The following is an 18,738-nucleotide window of genomic DNA, read 5'->3' as shown; positions in this document are numbered from 1 at the left end:
CATAAAAAAGAAAAAAGTTTATACTAGCCGCAGTTTTTTTAGCGTAAATCATCATGCAACTTTCTGATTTTAATTTTGATCTCCCCGATGAGCTGATTGCTCGCTACCCACTGGAAACACGCAGTGCCTCTCGCCTGTTGCACCTCGATGCCCAAGGTCAATATCATGACCATCAATTTACCGATATTCTGGATTTACTTGAAGACGGCGACTTGTTGGTATTAAACGACACCAAAGTCATGAAGGCCCGTTTAAAAGGTAAACGTGCTTCAGGCGGTGCGGTAGAAGTGCTGGTTGAGCGTATGCAAGATCGCTTTATTGCCTATTGTCATATTAAGGCCAGCAACACTCCGAAAGCCGGTGCAGAACTTTTTATTGGCCCGGATGCAGTGAAAGTGACCGTACAAGGCCGTCATGAAAATCTGTTTATTGTAGAATTTTCACAACCAATTCTCGATGTGCTGGATCAATACGGCGCCTTGCCGATTCCGCCTTATTTCAACCGTGAAGCGGAAGAGATTGATACTGAACGTTATCAAACTGTGTTTAATGACCCAACCAAACTGGCCAGCGTTGCAGCACCTACTGCCAGCCTGCATTTTGATGCCGATCTGTTGGCAAAATTGGAAGCCAAAGGGATTCAAAAAACTTTTGTGACCCTACATGTTGGTGCAGGTACTTTCCTGCCAGTGCGTACCGATGATATTCAAAATCACATCATGCACAGCGAATGGTGCGACGTCCCTGAAACTGCGGTCGAGATGATTCGTCAGACTAAAGCCCGCGGTAATAAAGTCATTTCTGTAGGCACGACTGCCACCCGTGCAGTCGAAAGTGCAGCACAAGCACATAACGGTGAACTGGCAGCCTGGACAGGTGATACCCAGATTTTCATCTATCCGGGTTATCAGTTTAAAGTGGTCGATCGTTTGATCACTAACTTCCATTTACCAGAATCGACCCTGTTAATGCTGGTGTCTGCCTTGTCCAATCGTGACAATATTCTGAATGCGTATAAACATGCAGTAGACAGCAAGTATCGCTTCTTCAGTTATGGCGATGCCATGCTGATTGATCAGGCGAAATAAGCGAGAACCATTGCCCATGCCGATCGAGTCTGTACAACAATCCATTCATATTCGTCGCAAGAAAAATGCAGTGGTATTTCAGAATATCGCTCGGCTCTGGGATCTGGGTCAACAGGCCAAAACTCATCAAGAACTGCTCGACGGGCTGCATCCCTGGAATGGCCCGATTACGCTCAAGTTTGAAAATAACCTGCCGCTTGCGCTTGCCGGAATTGGGCTTTTTCTGATTGGCAGCATTTTTATTGCGCCGGGAAATATCTGGATTCAGGGCAGTGTTTTTCTCGGCTGTCTCTGTATCTTCTGGGCCTATATTTGCTATGAACAGCAGCAGCCCTTAGAGGAAGTCATTGCTTTTCTGGAAGAACAGGCACTGGCCAAAAAATATCAGCTTGCCTTTCAAAAACAGCCACTGCATATTTCCATGCCACTCAATCCCCTGCACTTTATCCGGCATTTAAAACAATTATTTCCAGTATTCAATCAAGGTTCGTTGAGTAATGAGATTCAGCGTTATGCCAGCACGGTCTGGGAAGATGAAAATGGCCAGCAACATCAGGTGCTACTGTTCCAATACCACTATATTGATGAAGTACAGGCCCGAAATAAGGAAGGTCAGCCAGTCAAACTGATGCAGGTCCATAAAGACCTGTGGGGCGTATTTGTGTTTGATATCCAGATTCAGGGACTGGCCGTTACGACTTCCAGAAAGAAATTTTATTATCCTTATAGCCATCCCTGGCACAGCAGCGATATTCGCACCAACCAGAGATTAAGCTTTTATGGCAGTGATCCGCTGCAAACTGCCAAATTACTCAGTCCGGGTTTTGTGCTGCGACTGGCCGACTTTTTTGAACAGCGTCAGGGTGATTTACTGTTTCACCCAGAAAATAAGATGCTGTGCTATCTAGGGCCCCATGATTTATTTCAGGTATCGAGCAAGCAGCAGAATATTAGCGATATTTCCACATTGCGCGGCCACCTGAGAACGTTTAAATTAAAACAGCTCGAAAACTTACAACATGATCTGCTGCAGTTTTTAAAATAAATTTTTCGCATCATTTTTAAAATATAGATATAGCTTGGGGAGATCTCGGATGGGATTTTTGATTTTATGTTTGATCATTGTGGCGCTGATTGTCACGATTATCATGATCCGCAACAGTATTGTCCGTCATCACAACGCCACGATTCGCGCCTGGTCGGATGTAGCCAGTTATGAACGGCAAAAACTGAAAATTCTGGATGGGCTGCAACCGCTGGTCGAGCAATACTCGAGTTTTGAAAAAGGCACGCTAGAAAAAGTCACCGAACTGCGTCAGAACATCATGAACCTGAATATCAAGGATGCCGATATTGGACAATTACAACGCATTGAAAGTCTGAACAAACAGTTAATGCATAGCCTGAATGTCGTGATTGAAAATTATCCGGAACTGAAAGCCAATGACATCTATCTGAAAATGATGGCTGAAATTGAAGAACAGAATGAAAATGTCGGTGCGGCGATTACCATTTATAATCGCAATGTCGAGCTGTTTAACAACCAGATCCAGATTTTTCCGCACAACATCATTAATAATATGTTACTCAGAAAAAAAGTGGTACGTCCATTCCGTGATCAAAGCGTGACACAGAATTTTGATTACCGTCCGAACTTTCACTGAGTGAACAGCAAGATCTGATAAAATTTTGCATCCTTGGCGCATTAACTTATTATAAAAATAGCCAAGGATGCGGCTGTATCTGTCTAAAACTTATAAAATAAAGAATAAAAATTATACTGGATTATTTAGAGCACTTGCAACAGATGCTGGTCGAGGAATTTTATCGGTTATACAACCATTATCAGGATGATGAAATCTATGCCTGTAGTCTGGTCTTTGACGAATTTTTACTGCTGGATAATCTGGCGATCTCGACTGAACGTAGTATTTTTAAAGATCCAGAAGATCCTCAGCAATATCTGGCGGAACAGGATCGCTGGAATGTCCAGAAATGGCGTTATCGGGCCCACACTTCACCCGACTCAGGACTCATCCCCTTTCAAACCTTGCTGGCCGATTATTTTAAAACCTAGCACAGCTTTGGCCATCCGGTATTGACACAGCAAAAACAGCTGCACGCGACGCATCTGGATTTATTGCTGGATAGTTTTAAACAGGCCAAACATCGTCTTTCTGAGGCCTATGGTCTGGATCTGGATGGCATCCTGTTTTTCATGAGCCTGCCAACCCAAGTCGAATTTGAATGCCAATCTGCGCAGACCCTGAATCCTGAGCATATTCATTTACAGAAATTTCTGGTATCCAGACAAACTACTCATTTACCTGCCATGCAGAAACGCTTGAAACTCTCGCAAAACGACAAGGATATTCTGATTGATCTGGAGCAGATGCTGGTAATGGAACCTTATGATTATCTGCAAGTGGCACAAGATGCCTATTTACTGACCTTAGAATCCTACTTTGTCGATAGCAATATTTATATCCAGAAACTGATCCAGCATATCGCTGCAATGGCCTCTGAGCCGGATGGCAGCTGCGCCCTTAGCCGGGAAGATATCCAGCAGCGCTTGCAGCAGTTTTCTGCCCATCCGCCAATATCTCCGGATGTTCTCTAGCTTCAGCGATAAATAAAATTACAGAGCGAATGCTCTACAATGCTGGCGTTTAGTGTAAGAATCAAGGAAAATAGCGCCCTTTAGCTATAACAATCAGCGAACTGTTTTTTCGCCTTGATGTGGAACTCCTATGAAGTTTGAAAAATTAGGTCAGTCGGGCCGTGCCCGTCGTGGTCGTTTAACGCTTGAACATGGTGTGGTGGAAACCCCGATGTTCATGCCTGTGGGTACGTATGGTACGGTCAAGGGCCTGTTGCCACGCGACATTAAAGAGATCAAATCTCAAGTCATTCTGGGCAATACTTTCCATTTGTATCTACGTCCAGGACTGGATGTAATTCGTGAACATGGCGGCCTGCACGGATTTATGAAATGGAATAGTCCCATTTTGACCGATTCAGGCGGCTTCCAGGTCTTCAGTCTGGGCGCAATGCGTAAAATTAAAGAAGAAGGTGTGACCTTCCGCTCGCCGATTGATGGTTCAAAAGTATTTTTATCTCCTGAAATTTCAATGGATATTCAGCACACGCTGAACTCTGACATTGTGATGATTTTTGATGAATGTACCCCGTACCCTGCGACGCATGAAGAAGCGCAAAAATCTTTGCAACTTTCTTTACGCTGGGCCAAACGCTGTAAAACCCAGCATCATGACGTGCTGAAAAACCGTAATGCGCTGTTCGGTATTATTCAAGGCGGCATGTATGAAGATTTACGCGATGAATCTTTAAAAGGCCTGCTAGAAATCGACTTTGATGGTTATGCGATTGGTGGTCTGTCCGTGGGCGAACCAAAAGAGGAAATGATCAAGGTACTGGATTATCTTCCAGAAAAAATGCCTGCAGACAAACCGCGTTATTTGATGGGTGTCGGCAAGCCTGAAGATATTGTGGAAGCGGTGCGTCGTGGTGTCGATATGTTTGACTGCGTGATGCCAACCCGAAATGCACGTAACGGTCACTATTTTGTGACAGACGGCTTGGTGCGCATTCGTAACAGTAAATACCGTCATGACCAAAGCCCGCTCGATCCGCATTGCGACTGCTATACCTGCCAGAATTTCACCCGTGCGTATTTATTCCACCTGGAAAAATGTGGGGAAATGCTCGGCTCTATGCTCGGTACGATTCATAATCTGCGCTATTACCTGCGTTTGACTGAAGCGATGCGTGATGCATTAGACAACGGTACATTTGACGAATTTGTTCATGACTTTTATACCCGCCGTGGCCTGGAAGTTCCACCTTGTCCGCAAGATTAATCCATCAGCATTTGCGCTGAGGAAAAAGACAATGTAAATTGCAAGAATATGTCAATTTATTATCGAGTTGATCACCAGTTTTTTATTTTAGGAAAATGTAATGAGCCTTTTTATTTCGACTGCTCACGCTGCAGGTGAAGCTGCACAACAACCAAGCATGATGGCGAACCTTTTGATGATTGCTGTTTTTATTGCAATCTTCTATTTCTTGATCTGGCGTCCTCAATCTAAACGTGCCAAAGAACACCGTGCTTTGGTCGACAGCCTTGGCGTTGGCAGTGAAGTGGTATTTGCAGGCGGATTAATGGGCAAAATCACCAAGATTGAAGGTGACTTCGCAGTGGTTGAATTGAGCCGTGGTGTAGAAGTCAAAGTTCAACGTGCAAGTGTGATCTCAGTCCTCCCTGAAGGCACTTTAAATAACCTTTAATCAAAAATAGTCGTGCCCTCGCACGACTTTTTCATTTTAAGAAGAAAACGAATGCGTTACCCAGCATGGAAATATGTACTGATCCTGGTTGTCCTGGTGATCAGTACCTTATATGCCCTGCCAAGTTTGTATCCAGATGAACCTGCTGTACAGATTTCGGGTGCCAAAGCCGGTACTCAAATTGATGCAAGCATCGTACAAAAAGCAGAGCAAATTTTAAAAACTGAAAATATTGCCACCCATGACAATAGCTTTGGCAACAATGCAGCCTTATTACGTGTAGATTCAAGTGAATCGCAGCTTAAAGCCAAAGAGGCTTTACGTCGTGGTTTAGGTGATGATTACGTGGTTGCACTGAACCTTGCCCCGACCACCCCAGAATGGCTGCAAAAAATTGGTGCCAAACCAATGAAGCTCGGCCTGGATTTACGTGGTGGTGTGCACTTCTTGCTTGAAGTGGATATGGACAAGGCCATTTCCCAGCGTATGGAAACCTCTGCGACGGATCTACGTCGTCAGTTGCGTGATAACAACCTGAAATTTAATAGCCTGAATTTAAGCAACAACACCATTGTGATGCAGTTTGCCAACAATGATGACCGTTCTGCAACGATGGACTTCTTGCGCCGTAATGGCAATGAGTTTACCCAGCAGGCTGTTGCGACCGAAACCGGTTCGACTTTACGTTTGAACTATACTGATGTGCGTAAGCAAGAAATTGAATCTTATGCAGTCAACCAGAACTTGACCACTTTACGTAACCGTATTAACGAGTTAGGTGTGGCGGAAGCAATGGTTCAAACTCAGGGCAGCAACCGTATTGTGGTTGAGCTTCCGGGTGTACAGGATACCGCTGAAGCGAAACGTGTCTTGGGCCGTACCGCGAACCTCGAGTTCCGTTTAGTGTCTGACCTGAATGATCAATATATTGATCCATATACCGGTCAGGCAACGGGTGCATTGCCACCAGGCACAGAAGTATTCGCTTATGAATCACTGGACAGTGGTCGTCAGCTCCTCCTGAACCGTAACCGTATCTTAACCGGTGAACGTGTTCAGAATGCCTCAAGTGGCTTTAGCCAGGATACAGGCGGTGCAGAAGTAAATATTACCCTGGACAGCGCAGGCGGCAAACTGATGTCGGATGCCACCCGTAATGCGGTCGGCAAACGTATGGCCGTCTTGTTCATCGAGAACAAACAGCGCATTAATTATGTGGAAGATCCTGCGACCGGCACTCAAACTGAAGTTCGTACCCCGTATACTGAATCTGTGGTGATTAACGCTGCAACCATTCAGGCAGTACTGGGTTCTCAGTTCCGTATTACCGGTCTGGACTCGCCGCAAGAAGCTGCTGAACTTGCCTTGATGCTGCGTGCAGGTGCGTTGGCTGCGCCAATGTACTTTGTAGAGGAACGTGTGATTGGTCCAAGTCTGGGTCAAGAAAACATCGACAAAGGTGTACTTTCAACTCAGATCGGTTTCCTCTTAGTCGCAATCTGGATGGTGGTATTCTTCCGTGTGTTTGGTGTGATTGCTAACTTTGCGCTGGTCTTTAACCTGGCGATGATTCTGACAGTCATGTCCTGGATTGGTGCTTCCCTGACCCTTCCTGGTATTGCCGGTATCGTCATTACCATCGGTATGGCGGTCGATGCCAACGTACTGATCTGTGAACGAATACGGGAAGAAATGAAATGGGGGGCGTCGCCAAAACAGGCGATTGTGGCCGGTTATGATCGTGCCTATAACACCATTTTCGACTCGAACTTGACCACCTTCCTAGTGGCGTTCATTCTGTTCGCGATTGGTACAGGTCCGATCAAAGGCTTTGCCGTAACCCTGATGATTGGTATTGTCTGCTCGATGTTTACTGCCATTACAGTAACACGTGCCGTGGTACAGCTCATTTATGGCAAAAAACGTAACTTGAAAAAGTTGAGCATTTAAGGAGATCACTGATGACTGAAAATACTCAACTGAATCAAAAACAGTACGGTCGCCCGGAAGACGAACGCATTATTCCGTTTATGAAGATTGCGATGCCTGCGGCATTGTTTTCAATCCTCTTAACTGTTGCGAGTATCTTCTTTATTGCCACCAAAGGCCTGAACCTCGGTTTGGACTTTACCGGTGGTGTGGCAGCCGAATTAAACTATACCAATCCGGTCAAACCTGAAGATGTCTCCAAGGCATTGAATCAGGCAGGTTTTAATGATGCTGTGGTACAAACCTTAGGGTCTGAACGTGACCTGATGGTGCGTATGCCGGTTCAGGAAGATATCGAAGCTGAAGACTTGACCAAGGCTGTTACAGCAGCGGTTCAACTGCCAAATAATGCGGCAGAAGTACCCAAGGTCGATGTCGTCGGTGGACAGGTCGGTAACGAGCTCTATGTCCGTTCTGGCGGTGCTGTGGCATTAGCACTCCTGTTGATGCTGGTCTATGTCACTATCCGCTTTGAGTTCAAGCTAGCCATGGGCGCCGTGTTGTCGCTATTCCATGACATCATCGTCACCCTCGGGATTTTTGCGATGATGCAGTGGCCATTTGACCTCACTGTACTTGCGGCACTCCTTGCAATCATCGGTTTCTCACTCAACGATAATATCGTGGTTTCTGACCGTATCCGTGAGAACTTCCGTAAGATTCGTGGTGCCGAACCGGTCGAGATTATCAACATTGCCCTGACTGAAACGTTGCGTCGTACCATTCATACCTCCATGACCTTATTGCTCGTGGTGCTTGCCATGATGCTGATGGGTGGTGATGGCCTGAAATGGTTCTCGATCGCGATGTTTGTTGGTGTCTTTGTCGGAACATATTCGTCGATCTATATCGGTACAGCCTTTGCCCTATGGCGTGGTCTGAACCGTCAGGACTTTATTGTTCAGGTGAAGCCAGAATTTGAAGACGAGAACCAGATTCCATAATCTGTTCTATTTCATTTTCATCGTTCAGCCCATCTTTTGATGGGCTGAATTATTTCTGCTATTTGAATATGCTCGCAGTGGGAAGAATCGCAATGACTGGATGGATTTTCTCAATATCGTTTTTTTGGAAAACCACCTTTCTGTTTTCATCCAGACTTTGAAATTCATAATGATCCCGAGCTTCGCTCACCAACTGCAAAATGAGCTGCAGGCCATTGAGCAGATACACACAGAGTATGCCTGTAGTGGATAACTCGGCCTGTTTGTCACAAATCAACCACCAGCCCGGTTTTAAGCTGGGAAAATAATACGGCCCTGCTACCTGAATCGCATAATGCTGTGCTTGCAAATGAAAAATATCCTGATTGAATGAGAGCGCTGAATCTATAGGAATAAGTGCAAATGCCTGCTGTTGCACCACCTGCATCTGAAATAATACGCCTTGCTCTGGAATTGGAGCTAATTCAACTTTTGGTTCAGCCGACTGATCTAAAATAAGAGTATCCAGACCCAGTTGTTGTTCCAGTTCCCTTGCTGCCTTTTCCCCGATCTGGCGTTTGCTATTCAGCAATTGCGCAATATATGACGCAGACAAGCCGAAATACTCACAGATCTCTTTGCCGGTTTTAAATTGCTGCGTCTCGATCAGCAGATCAATCACCTTGGCCAGATTATTTCGTCTACGTTCAAATATTTCGGTCGCGCTCATCTTGGTTTGCTGGTCTATTTTTTATGCATGTGATTCAAATACATTACAATAAAAAAGCCCGCAATTGAATTACAGGCTTTTTAAACTTACATAAGGGGAATTAAGTGCCCTGTACCAGACGGCGCGCGCTGATAATTCCCGGCTGCTGCTCAAGACGGGCCAATAGCTTGGAAAGTTGTGCCAGACCTTTGACTTCAATCAGCAGCTTCATATTGGCAATACCGTCCGCTTCCGAAATGGTATTCACCTGACGGATATTGATCTGATCAGAGAAAATTACCTGGGTCAGATCTTTGAGCAACCCACGTCGATCGTAAGCTTCCACCACAATCTGTACGCTCTGACCACGTGTTGGCTGCATTTCCCAATCAGCTTCTACAGCACGTTCAGGCTCTTGGGTGATCATGCGAATATAATCTGGACAGGCCACCTTATGAATGCTCACCCCACGATTCAGGGTAATATAGCCAGCGATCGACTCACCATGCACCGGTTGGCAACATTGCGCGACATGCAGTTCCACGTTATCCAGACCGTCGATCAGAATCCCGTGAGCTGAAAGTGTATGACTAGCACGCGGATTCAAGGCAGGTTTTAGCACCAGTTCAGGTTCGTCCTGATCCAGATGCATATGACGATTCACCTGATTAATCAGGGCATGCAGGCTGATATCGCCATTGACCAGATTGACCAGAATGTCATCACCGGTTTTGACATTGAAGTGGTTGCAATAATCACTCAGATCAATCGATTTCGGGTGAATTGCCAGACGTGATAGTTCCTTGTTCAGTACTTCACGGCCAACTTCCAGATTCTTGCTGCGATCTTGCTGGCGGAACCAGTGGCGCAGCTTGTCCCGCGCACGGGCAGTTTTGATATAACCCAGCGAATTAACCAGCCAGTCCCGGTTCGGTTCCCGGTCTTTTTTGGTCAGAATTTCGACCTGTTCACCAGTTTTCAAAGTATAGGTCAGCGGTACATAGCGCTGATTTACCCGTGCGGCATAGCACTTGTTCCCTACTTCGGTATGCACATGATAAGCAAAGTCCAGCACCGTCGAATCACGCGGCAGCTCTTTGATATCACCATCACGGCTAAACACATAGATCTTTTCAAAACCTTCGAAATCTTGAATATGCTCAAAATTCTCTATTTCATCTTCAGATTCTTTATGTGCACTGCTTTCATTGCGCTCTTGATAATGCTCAAGTACCGCACGTAAAGAATGCAGACGATGGTTAAAGGAGCGATCTGTAGTTTTCGCGCCTTCTTTATAATTAAAGTGTGAACACACCCCAAGTTCAGCTTCGTCATGCATTGCATGGGTACGAATTTGTACTTCTAGTGACTTGTTCTCGGCAATCACTGCTGTATGTAAAGAACGATAGCCATTGGCTTTCGGGTTGGTAATATAGTCATCAAACTGATGCGGAATATGGCGCCAGATCTGATGCACAATACCTAAAGTGTGATAACACTCCGGCACACTTTTCACCAGTACCCGTAAAGCACGAATATCATAGAGCTGGTCAAAGCTCAGGTTCTTGCTTTTCATTTTTCGATAAATCGAATAAATGTGTTTCACCCGGCCATTAATTTCAGCTTCGATACCATGCTCGGCCAATTCATTGCGTAATTTATCAATCACAAACTGAATATACTGTTCACGCTCCAGACGCTTTTCATTCAGTAAGGAAGCAATTTCTTTATAACGTTCCGGCGCAAGATAACGGAAAGCCAAATCTTCCAGCTCCCACTTCAACTGGGCAATACCCAAACGGTGTGCCAGTGGTGAGTAAATGGTCAGAATTTCTCGAGCCACCCGTTCCTGACGCTCACGCGAGGAATTGGCCAGTTCACGCAAGGCATAAGTACGTTCAGCCAGTTTGACCAGAACGACACGTACATCTTCAGTGACCGAGATCAGCATTTTGTAAATGCCAGACAGATGTTCACGCTGGTTATTATTGAAATGATCTTCCAGGCGTTTATTTTTTTCGATCAGCTCAGACAGCTTACCCATGGCAAGCGTACCTTTGACCAGGCTATGCACCTGTTCGCCGAACTGTTCCAGTACTTCGCCGAGTGGCATGACGCCTTCACGAACAGCACGGTACAGCATGGCTGCGGACAAAGTATCTTCATCGACATGCAGATGCGCCAGAATATCCGCCATCTCAATACCGGTATAAAAGGTATTGGAGCGGTGCTGAACCGTACTTTGCAGCTCTCTTTCTAATGTTAAGTGGGCGACTTCTTCGAGCTGCGTTAAAGGTGCGCCATCTAATATGCCACGAACCCGATCCAACCATTCAGTCAGATCCTGGTGTGCTTGTTCGGCATGTTCTACAGTCGTCTCCTGTGACAACTCATTGAGTCGTCCAGGGAGTTGCTCACGTACTGTGACCATACCCGTCTCCTACTTTTAAAAACATCATTTCTTTAATCGTTTATTTGATTTTCTTTTTCGAACAATGCGATTGATTCAACATGTCCAGTATGTGTAAACATATCCATCACGCCCGCTTGGGTGAGACGATAGCCCTGTTGTACCAAGAGTCCTGCATCTCTGGCGAGTGTCGCAGGATTACATGACACATAAACGATTCTTTTAGCTCCAAACTGAGGGATATAATGCATTACTTCTTCTGCCCCGGCACGTGGCGGGTCGATTAATAATGCATCAAAACCTTGATTTGCCCAAGTGTGGTGCGAGAAATCTTTGGTTAAATCTTGTGAATAGAACGCTATTTGTGCAATACCATTGTTTTTGGCATTTTCCGCACCACGTCGAACCATTTCATCACTTCCCTCGACCGCAATCACCTGACCCGACGCACCAACACAGCGCGCCAGCGGCAAAGAAAAGTTTCCTAATCCACAAAACAGATCCAGAACCCGTTCACCCTGTTGTAGCTGAAGCAAATCACATGCCAATCGTACCATTTGCGGATTGATGCTTGAATTTACCTGGGTAAAGTCCAGAGGATTAAAGCCGAATTTCACATCAAAGTCATCAAGACCATAGTGTAAGCGTGCAGATGCTTCTGTATCATCTATTCGCGAAAGCGTTTCTTTGCCGGCAGGCTGCAGATACAGTTGCCAGCCTTTCTGTAACGTAAATTCGCGCAATTGGTTGACATCATCGGCAGATAATTTTGCAGTTTCACGCACCAGCAGCGCAATGTCCTGATCCCCCATGGCCAATTCTATATGACCGATGTCGGCCTTACCATTCAGACCTTGCAGCAATTGTTTAAGACGTGTAACCGAGCCAAACTCGCGATCCAAGATCATACAGCGATCAATCGGTGTCAGTTTGTTGGACTGATTCTCACGAAAACCCACCACCAGCTGATCCTTGGAAGGTAGATAACGCACCCCAATCCGGGCTTTACGGCGATAATCTTCACGTTGTGAACGTAAAGGCGGTAGCCATTGATCAGGCTGGATTCCAGCAAAATGCTGTAGATGCGATTTCAGCACATTCTGTTTCAGTTCAATCTGCGCATCCGCAGCGATATGCTGCATATTACAGCCACCACAGATCCCAAAATGCGGACACACCGGCTTCACGCGAATCTCGGAAGCGTCGCTCAACAATTCAAGACTGTCGGCTTCTTCGAGTTTTTTAACTTCACGGGTAATGCGGGCACGCACGGTTTCACCCGGCAAGGCATAACGGATAAAGACTTTCTTGCCATGTTTATGCTGCGGATGATCCGGATGTGAACCATAATGAGCGATACCACGTCCCTCATGCGATAGTGACTCAACCTGAAAAATGTACTCGGGTTGCTGGATAGGACGTGCTTGTGCTCGATGTTTCATGAAAACCTAGGGTATGGAGATGGGAAAATCAAATTGGGTAAATTCAGTTCGTTGCGAAGTCTCACGCCAAACTGATAAAAAGTCCGCATGCTGCGGTTGAGTCTGCAAATATTGAGTCGTGCTTTGCAGCAGATGCTGATAATCCGGCAGTAACAGCTGGCCTTTTAACAGCAACCAGCGGATATACACCAGCCAGGTATTCAGGACATCACCTTCACAATAAGACGTCAGTTCGGTCCATTGCTGATTGCGGACATATTCCGGAACCCGATAGGCTCCGTCACCGCGCTTGCCTGGATAGCCCAGCAAATGTGCAACATCATCCAGCTTCTGGAAATGACGGGCATGAAACATGGCCATCACATCCATCAAGTCGACATGACGATGATGGTAACGATTCTGGTAGTTATTATAACGCTTTTGCGTATCAATTTCGCCCTGATCGAACAGACTCGGTGCAGAGAGTCCATGATACATGGCGCGGTATAAAATTACTGGTAAATCAAACTGTGAGCCATTCCAACTCACTAGAGTCGGATGTCGCTTGTCAAAAATGGACAAGAATTTTTTCAAAATTTCTGCTTCAGAATGCTGTTCTCGACTAAAGGAAAACAGCTTCATACCCTGTTCATCCATCCATAAACCGGAAATACAGACAATTTCATGCAGCGGTAAACGCTGAAAATCAGAGCCTGAATCCTGACGGCGTAATTTGGTCAGGGCCTGATCCAGATCTGCTTCGGGCAGGTCCAGACCAAACAGATGCGCGCCTGATTTGAGATCGGTTTGGGTTTCAATATCGAAAGTTAAAACAGGCAGGCGCATAAAACAGTGCTCAAATAATTATTCAGGATCTTGTACAGAGAATAACCCTGTAGACAAGTAACGGTCACCACGGTCACAGATAATACACACAATCACTGCATCCGGATTTTCTTCTGCCAGTTTAATCGACGCCCACACTGCCCCACCAGAAGAGGTGCCGGCACTGATGCCTTCTTTCTGTGCCAGCTTGCGCATGGTTTTTTCAGCTTCAATTTGTGGAATATCAATAATGCGATCCACGCGACTGCGGTCGAAAATGGTTGGCAAATATTCTTCTGGCCAGCGACGAATTCCGGCAATGCTTGAACCGTCAGATGGCTGTAAACCCACGATCTGAATATCAGGATTCATTTCTTTCAGGTATTTTGACACACCCATGATGGTGCCGGTGGTGCCCATTGAGCTGACAAAATGGGTAATCTTGCCACCGGTTTGCTGCCAGATTTCTGGACCCGTAGTCAGGTAATGCGCTTCAACATTGTCCGGATTTCCGAACTGATTCAGCACCAGACCCACGCCATCATTTTGCATTTGAGCAGCAAGATCACGTGCACCTTCCATGCCCTGCTCTTTGGTTACTTCAATCAGCTCGGCACCATAAGCACGCATCGCATCCTTACGTTCCTGACTCATATTGTTCGGCATGATCAGCTTCATTTTATAGCCACGCATTGCTGCGACCATCGCCAATGCAATCCCTGTATTTCCGCTCGTTGCCTCAATCAGGGTGTCACCCGGTTTGATCTGACCGCGTTTTTCCGCTTGCATGATCATATTATAGGCCGGGCGGTCTTTCACCGAACCTGCCGGATTATTGCCTTCGAGTTTCGCGAGTACTGTAGCTTGAGTGTGACTTGCCAGACGCTGCAAACGCACCAGTGGCGTTTTGCCTACATAATGGTCTAACAAAAATTCATCTGCTTGAAAATCAGGGGTGGTATTACTCATTATTTGCACCTATATCGAGGTGCGGCTATTGTATGAAAAAATGCTTTTCCCTGCACCCATTTAGCAAGGCTTTTTCAGAAAACTCACTAAAACTCACACACTATCAAGCCATAAACTACATTTCCCGATAATTTAGCCAGGTGAAGCAGCTCGCTAATGAAGATGAAAATACTATTTCAGTCTGGCACTTTTACAGATTGAAATTTCGTGCGTCTTAGTCTTGCTGTACCTGAGCAAAATTAACTGAAATCTCTTGTATTTTTAACTGCTAATCCGAAGCTTTATAAAAATTATGCTTAAATTTTAACTGTCGATTTAAAGCATGCTAATATGCCAGGCATAAAGAAAATACTGCTTAAATCATGTCAACGATCAACAAAAAGCTGTTTAAACGCCTACACTTAAATCATGCCTATGGACAGCTGATTGCGCTGATTTTTGTGCCGATTACCATTTTGGCCTGTGTCGGTGCCATGCTGGTGTTGACTGAGACCTCGAATGCCGCACGTGCCCAGCAGAAGCAGATGGCCATTGCGATTCTCACCCGTTTTCAAGGCACCTCAGAATATGCACTGGATATCTTGAATCTGTATCCATGGCAATATGACCAGGCTCACAACGCCATGCAGAACATGCTGAATGAAAAGCATCTGGTTCGGGCAGCAGTTCTGGATGAAAATGGCAAGAACCGTTTGGGCATTGGTTTTCAGGAACAGGCGCCTTGGCCAGAATTTGAGAAAAGCGGCAATTTTGTTGGTCCGATTCTGCATCAAGATAATCATATCTATGCCATTAAAGTGAATGAAAACACTTTTTCTACCGGCTGGCTGGCGATCGAACTGGATAACCAGCCGCTAGCAATTGCCCGTTACCGGGTACTGATCGTACTGATTGCGACCGGATTACTGACCTTATTATTGTTATTACTTTGCTTGAATTTCTACTCACGGCGCTGGATCGCCCCAATGTATGAGATTCGCATGCAATTGCAACGCCTGAATGCCGATACCCTCGGCCAGCATATGGTGATTAACAGCACCGGCGAGCTGCGTTTATTGCAACGTGATATCGCCAATGTGGTGAAACGTTTGCATTTCAGCTTTCTGGAACTGCGTGAACATACCGAACAGACCGAAGACGATTTACGCCGCACCCTCGACACTTTAGAAGTCCAGAATATTACCTATCGTCAGGCACGCGACCAGGCGATCTCGGCCAACCAGGCCAAGTCGGTGTTTCTGGCCAATATTTCCCATGAATTGCGCACCCCGCTGAACAGTATTGATGGTTTTATTCATCTGTTGTTACGTCAGGGCAATCTCAGCAACGAGCAGAGCCTGTATTTGCAGACCATTCGTAAGTCTTCGGCGCATTTGCTGGCACTGATCAATGATGTTCTGGATTTTTCCAAAATTGATGCCGGCAAACTGGAACTGGAAACGGCACCTTTTGATCTGGAAGAAGCGATTTTTGATGTGATGGACATGTTGTCACCTCTGGCAGCACAAAAACATATTGATATGGCCTTCTATTATGCAGATGGTGTGCCAAAACACATTATTGGTGATGCGCTACGATTTAAACAGATTCTGACCAACCTGATTTCCAATGCGATCAAATTCACTCCGGATGGAGAAATCATTGTCCGGGCACGCATGGAACATGATGGAATGGATCAGTGTGTGCTGCATTTTAGTGTACAGGATAGCGGCATTGGCCTGAGTGGTACCGACCGTAAAAAGCTGTTTGAGTCCTTCTCGCAGGGTGATACCTCGGTGACCCGTCAGTTTGGCGGTACCGGGCTTGGTCTGGCAATTTCCAAACAGCTGGTCAGCCTGATGCATGGCCAGATTGGTTTTGAAGACAATCAGGAACGTGCTCCAACCGAAAAAGGCTCTACTTTCTGGTTTACTGCCCAGTTCCTGGTCGATGAAGATACCGTGATTGAGCATCCAGATTTTAGCGAATTGACCGTGGTGTCTTATCTTGCACATCCGGCAACTGCGAATGTGCTGCGGCATTATCTGGAAAATTATCAGGTTAAACATATTGAATGTGCATCAATTCTGGATCTGTTTAGCCGTCTGAATCATTTACAGAATAGCGAAAATACCTGGCTGATCGTCGATCATAGTGGTGACAGTGAGGTCTTGTTACGCGAAATCCGTTCACGTTATCAGGGTCATCTGGCTGTCTATGGTTATCAGATGCAGCTGGATCCAAGCATGCTCAACGACCATCGTGCCCGTGCCCTGCATCAGCCACTCAGCCGCAGCGCGCTGATTCAATTACTCGGCAATCAGCCGGTCTTCGATCAGGAGCAGCATGAAGAATTTAATGGTCAAGGCCTGCATATTCTGGCCGTGGATGATCATTTGCCGAACCTGATTGTTCTGGAAGCCTTACTGGGCGAACTCAATGTCACCACAACCAAAGCCCTCAGCGGGCAGGAAGCGATCGATATTATTCAGCGCCGTTATGAACAGGAACAGCCGGCATTTGATCTGGTCTTTATGGACATTCAGATGCCAGTCATGTCGGGGATCGATACCACCCGTGCTATTCGCTCGCTGGAATCAACTTTTGAAAATCATAGCCGTCTGCCGATTATTGCACTGACGGCACATGCGCTTTCTGATGAAAAACATAAACTGCTGCAAAACGGCATGGATGATTATGTCACCAAGCCGATTCAGATCGAGCAGATTATCCAAATTTTGACGCACTGGACCACCGAGCATTTTAAACGGATTCCGGTACTGGAACGTGCCAATGTGATTGATGCTCTGGATCCAAATATTCTGGACTGGCAGCAAAGCCTGCAACTGGCAGCCAATAAGGAGGATCTGGCGGTAGACCTGTTACGCATGCTGGTAGACAGCTTTGCAGATGAACTCGATGAAATGCAGCAACTGATTGAACTGGAAGATTTCCCACAACTGGAACATGTGCTGCATCGTTTATACGGCGCGACCCGCTATGTCGGTGCACCGACTTTACAGAAAGTCACCGGTGGCTTTGAACAGTTCGTTTCAACCCTGCGCAAAGAACGCCGTAAGGCCGATGAAAACTTTGTTCAGGACGTGCTGAAATATTTTGATGAACTCAAAGCCGTGGTTGAACAGGTTGAACAGGCTGCCCAGCAAATTTTGAAGCAACATTTGAATTAAACCTCTGAAGTGGCTCAGTCCATGACTTAAGAAGTGTGACTGAGCTGTCATGCAAGCCTAAAGGCTGCATGCTATGCTCAAGCCAGGAAAAATAAGGAAGAATGCCATGTCACTCGTGCGCTTGGAAAAAAATAACGGCATTGCCACTGTTACACTGAATCGTCCGGATAAACGCAATGCCATGAGCTTTGCCCTGCTGCGCGAACTGGTCGCGACTGCACAAAAAATCAAAAAAGATAAAAGCATCCGATGTGTGATTTTAACGGGAGAAGCCCAGGTCTTTAGTGCCGGTATTGATCTGGCAGATTTAAATAATCCTAAAAATCGTGCTTATGCCGCATGGGAACTGATCCGTCCGGGTCAAAGCTTATTTCAAAAAGCATTTCTGGTCTGGCAGGAATTGCCAGTCCCGGTGATTGCAGCGATGGAAGGCTTCTGTTTTGGTGCCGGCATGCAGCTTGCTCTGGCCGCAGATATCCGCATTGCCCATCCTGAGACCAAAATGTCAATTATGGAAACCCGTTGGGGACTGGTACCAGACATGGGACTCAGCCGCTCACTGAAAGGCCTGATTGGTATTGATCTGGCAAAAGAGCTGACTTTGACTGCCCGGATTTTTGAGGGCGAATATGCCAAAGAAATCGGTCTGATCACCCATGTCGATGAACAGCCATTGGCGAGAGCACAAGCCTTGGCTGAAGAAATGCTGCAACGTTCTCCAGATGCCCTGATGGCTTCTAAATTTGTACTGGATGCCATGCAGCATCGTCCGAATAAATCCCTGCGTATGGAAAAAATCTGGCAATTGAAATTGCTGCTGGGTAAAAACAGTCAATTGGCCCGTAAAAAAGACAAGAACCCAGAGGTTCAATTTGTGCCACGCCAATACAAATAAGTCGAGTCTGAGTCAAAGCAAGGAATAA

At 46.1% G+C, this 18,738-nt stretch carries 14 protein-coding genes and 1 pseudogene; 10 read left to right on the top strand and 5 right to left on the bottom strand.

Annotated features, from left to right (window positions below):
• The first annotated feature begins 53 nt into the window (after window positions 1–53).
• From queA to secF, 8 genes and pseudogenes are all read left to right on the top strand, one after another.
• Window positions 54–1,088: a tRNA preQ1(34) S-adenosylmethionine ribosyltransferase-isomerase QueA gene (queA, locus tag PYW33_RS02675; RefSeq protein ID WP_004645165.1), complete on the top strand. Its 1,035-nt coding sequence runs from the start codon at window positions 54–56 to the stop codon at window positions 1,086–1,088.
• A gap of 16 nt (window positions 1,089–1,104) precedes the next feature.
• A complete protein-coding gene (locus PYW33_RS02670; RefSeq protein ID WP_004645164.1) occupies window positions 1,105–2,133 on the top strand; it encodes a hypothetical protein in 1,029 nt (342 codons plus the stop codon).
• 49 nt (window positions 2,134–2,182) lie between these two features.
• Window positions 2,183–2,752 (top strand): LemA family protein, encoded by a 570-nt coding sequence (locus PYW33_RS02665; RefSeq protein ID WP_004645163.1) that lies wholly within the window; start codon window positions 2,183–2,185, stop codon window positions 2,750–2,752.
• A gap of 113 nt (window positions 2,753–2,865) precedes the next feature.
• Window positions 2,866–3,708 (top strand): annotated as a pseudogene (locus tag PYW33_RS02660) (hypothetical protein).
• A 130-nt stretch (window positions 3,709–3,838) separates the two neighbouring features.
• Entirely contained in the window at window positions 3,839–4,969 is a 1,131-nt protein-coding gene (gene tgt / locus PYW33_RS02655; protein ID WP_004645159.1) for a tRNA guanosine(34) transglycosylase Tgt, read from the top strand.
• 100 nt (window positions 4,970–5,069) lie between these two features.
• The gene (gene yajC / locus PYW33_RS02650) at window positions 5,070–5,399 is read left to right on the top strand and encodes a preprotein translocase subunit YajC (RefSeq protein WP_004645158.1); all 330 of its coding nucleotides are present in this window, start codon (window positions 5,070–5,072) and stop codon (window positions 5,397–5,399) included.
• Between the two features lie 51 nt (window positions 5,400–5,450).
• Window positions 5,451–7,349 (top strand): protein translocase subunit SecD, encoded by a 1,899-nt coding sequence (gene secD, locus PYW33_RS02645; protein WP_004645157.1) that lies wholly within the window; start codon window positions 5,451–5,453, stop codon window positions 7,347–7,349.
• 8 nt (window positions 7,350–7,357) lie between these two features.
• Window positions 7,358–8,332 carry a protein translocase subunit SecF gene (secF, locus tag PYW33_RS02640; RefSeq protein ID WP_171057021.1) on the top strand — a complete coding sequence of 325 codons (975 nt, stop codon included), beginning with the start codon at window positions 7,358–7,360 and terminating at the stop codon, window positions 8,330–8,332.
• 58 nt (window positions 8,333–8,390) lie between these two features.
• Here secF and PYW33_RS02635 read toward each other — a convergent pair whose 3' ends face one another.
• The 5 genes from PYW33_RS02635 to cysM all read right to left on the bottom strand — a co-directional run bounded on the left by PYW33_RS02635 (window position 8,391) and on the right by cysM (window position 14,645).
• Window positions 8,391–9,041 (bottom strand): hypothetical protein, encoded by a 651-nt coding sequence (locus tag PYW33_RS02635; RefSeq protein WP_004645154.1) that lies wholly within the window; start codon window positions 9,039–9,041, stop codon window positions 8,391–8,393.
• 100 nt (window positions 9,042–9,141) lie between these two features.
• Window positions 9,142–11,451: a RelA/SpoT family protein gene (locus PYW33_RS02630; protein WP_004645153.1), complete on the bottom strand. Its 2,310-nt coding sequence runs from the start codon at window positions 11,449–11,451 to the stop codon at window positions 9,142–9,144.
• 32 nt (window positions 11,452–11,483) lie between these two features.
• Window positions 11,484–12,872 (bottom strand): 23S rRNA (uracil(1939)-C(5))-methyltransferase RlmD, encoded by a 1,389-nt coding sequence (gene rlmD / locus PYW33_RS02625; RefSeq protein ID WP_004645152.1) that lies wholly within the window; start codon window positions 12,870–12,872, stop codon window positions 11,484–11,486.
• 6 nt (window positions 12,873–12,878) lie between these two features.
• Window positions 12,879–13,697: a 3'-5' exonuclease gene (locus PYW33_RS02620; RefSeq protein WP_004645151.1), complete on the bottom strand. Its 819-nt coding sequence runs from the start codon at window positions 13,695–13,697 to the stop codon at window positions 12,879–12,881.
• Between the two features lie 18 nt (window positions 13,698–13,715).
• Window positions 13,716–14,645, bottom strand: coding sequence for a cysteine synthase CysM (cysM, locus tag PYW33_RS02615; protein ID WP_004645150.1), 930 nt, complete (start codon window positions 14,643–14,645; stop codon window positions 13,716–13,718).
• Window positions 14,646–15,007: 362 nt separating this feature from the next.
• Here cysM and PYW33_RS02610 point away from each other — a divergent pair, with 362 nt between their 5' ends.
• Complete coding sequence (locus PYW33_RS02610) at window positions 15,008–17,815, top strand: GacS-like sensor histidine kinase (protein WP_004645149.1); 2,808 nt, start codon at window positions 15,008–15,010, stop codon at window positions 17,813–17,815.
• Between the two features lie 106 nt (window positions 17,816–17,921).
• Window positions 17,922–18,710 carry a crotonase/enoyl-CoA hydratase family protein gene (locus tag PYW33_RS02605; protein WP_004645147.1) on the top strand — a complete coding sequence of 263 codons (789 nt, stop codon included), beginning with the start codon at window positions 17,922–17,924 and terminating at the stop codon, window positions 18,708–18,710.
• Window positions 18,711–18,738: the final 28 nt, after the last annotated feature.

Origin of the sequence: Acinetobacter lwoffii (assembly GCF_029024105.1) — a bacterium.
GTDB classification, from domain to species: Bacteria; Pseudomonadota; Gammaproteobacteria; order Pseudomonadales; family Moraxellaceae; genus Acinetobacter; species Acinetobacter lwoffii.
The sequence above is the reverse complement of the archived record's forward strand: the minus strand, read 5'-3'. Positions and strand labels throughout refer to the sequence as shown.

Coding starts and splice junctions, on each gene's coding strand:
- queA (WP_004645165.1), top strand. CDS start 54: ATGCAACTTTCTGATTTTAATTTTGATCTCCCCGATGAGCTGATTGCT.
- PYW33_RS02630 (WP_004645153.1), bottom strand. CDS start 11,451: ATGGTCACAGTACGTGAGCAACTCCCTGGACGACTCAATGAGTTGTCA.
- secD (WP_004645157.1), top strand. CDS start 5,451: ATGCGTTACCCAGCATGGAAATATGTACTGATCCTGGTTGTCCTGGTG.
- rlmD (WP_004645152.1), bottom strand. CDS start 12,872: ATGAAACATCGAGCACAAGCACGTCCTATCCAGCAACCCGAGTACATT.
- PYW33_RS02605 (WP_004645147.1), top strand. CDS start 17,922: ATGTCACTCGTGCGCTTGGAAAAAAATAACGGCATTGCCACTGTTACA.
- cysM (WP_004645150.1), bottom strand. CDS start 14,645: ATGAGTAATACCACCCCTGATTTTCAAGCAGATGAATTTTTGTTAGAC.
- PYW33_RS02610 (WP_004645149.1), top strand. CDS start 15,008: ATGTCAACGATCAACAAAAAGCTGTTTAAACGCCTACACTTAAATCAT.
- PYW33_RS02620 (WP_004645151.1), bottom strand. CDS start 13,697: ATGCGCCTGCCTGTTTTAACTTTCGATATTGAAACCCAAACCGATCTC.
- tgt (WP_004645159.1), top strand. CDS start 3,839: ATGAAGTTTGAAAAATTAGGTCAGTCGGGCCGTGCCCGTCGTGGTCGT.
- PYW33_RS02665 (WP_004645163.1), top strand. CDS start 2,183: ATGGGATTTTTGATTTTATGTTTGATCATTGTGGCGCTGATTGTCACG.
- yajC (WP_004645158.1), top strand. CDS start 5,070: ATGAGCCTTTTTATTTCGACTGCTCACGCTGCAGGTGAAGCTGCACAA.
- PYW33_RS02670 (WP_004645164.1), top strand. CDS start 1,105: ATGCCGATCGAGTCTGTACAACAATCCATTCATATTCGTCGCAAGAAA.
- PYW33_RS02635 (WP_004645154.1), bottom strand. CDS start 9,041: ATGAGCGCGACCGAAATATTTGAACGTAGACGAAATAATCTGGCCAAG.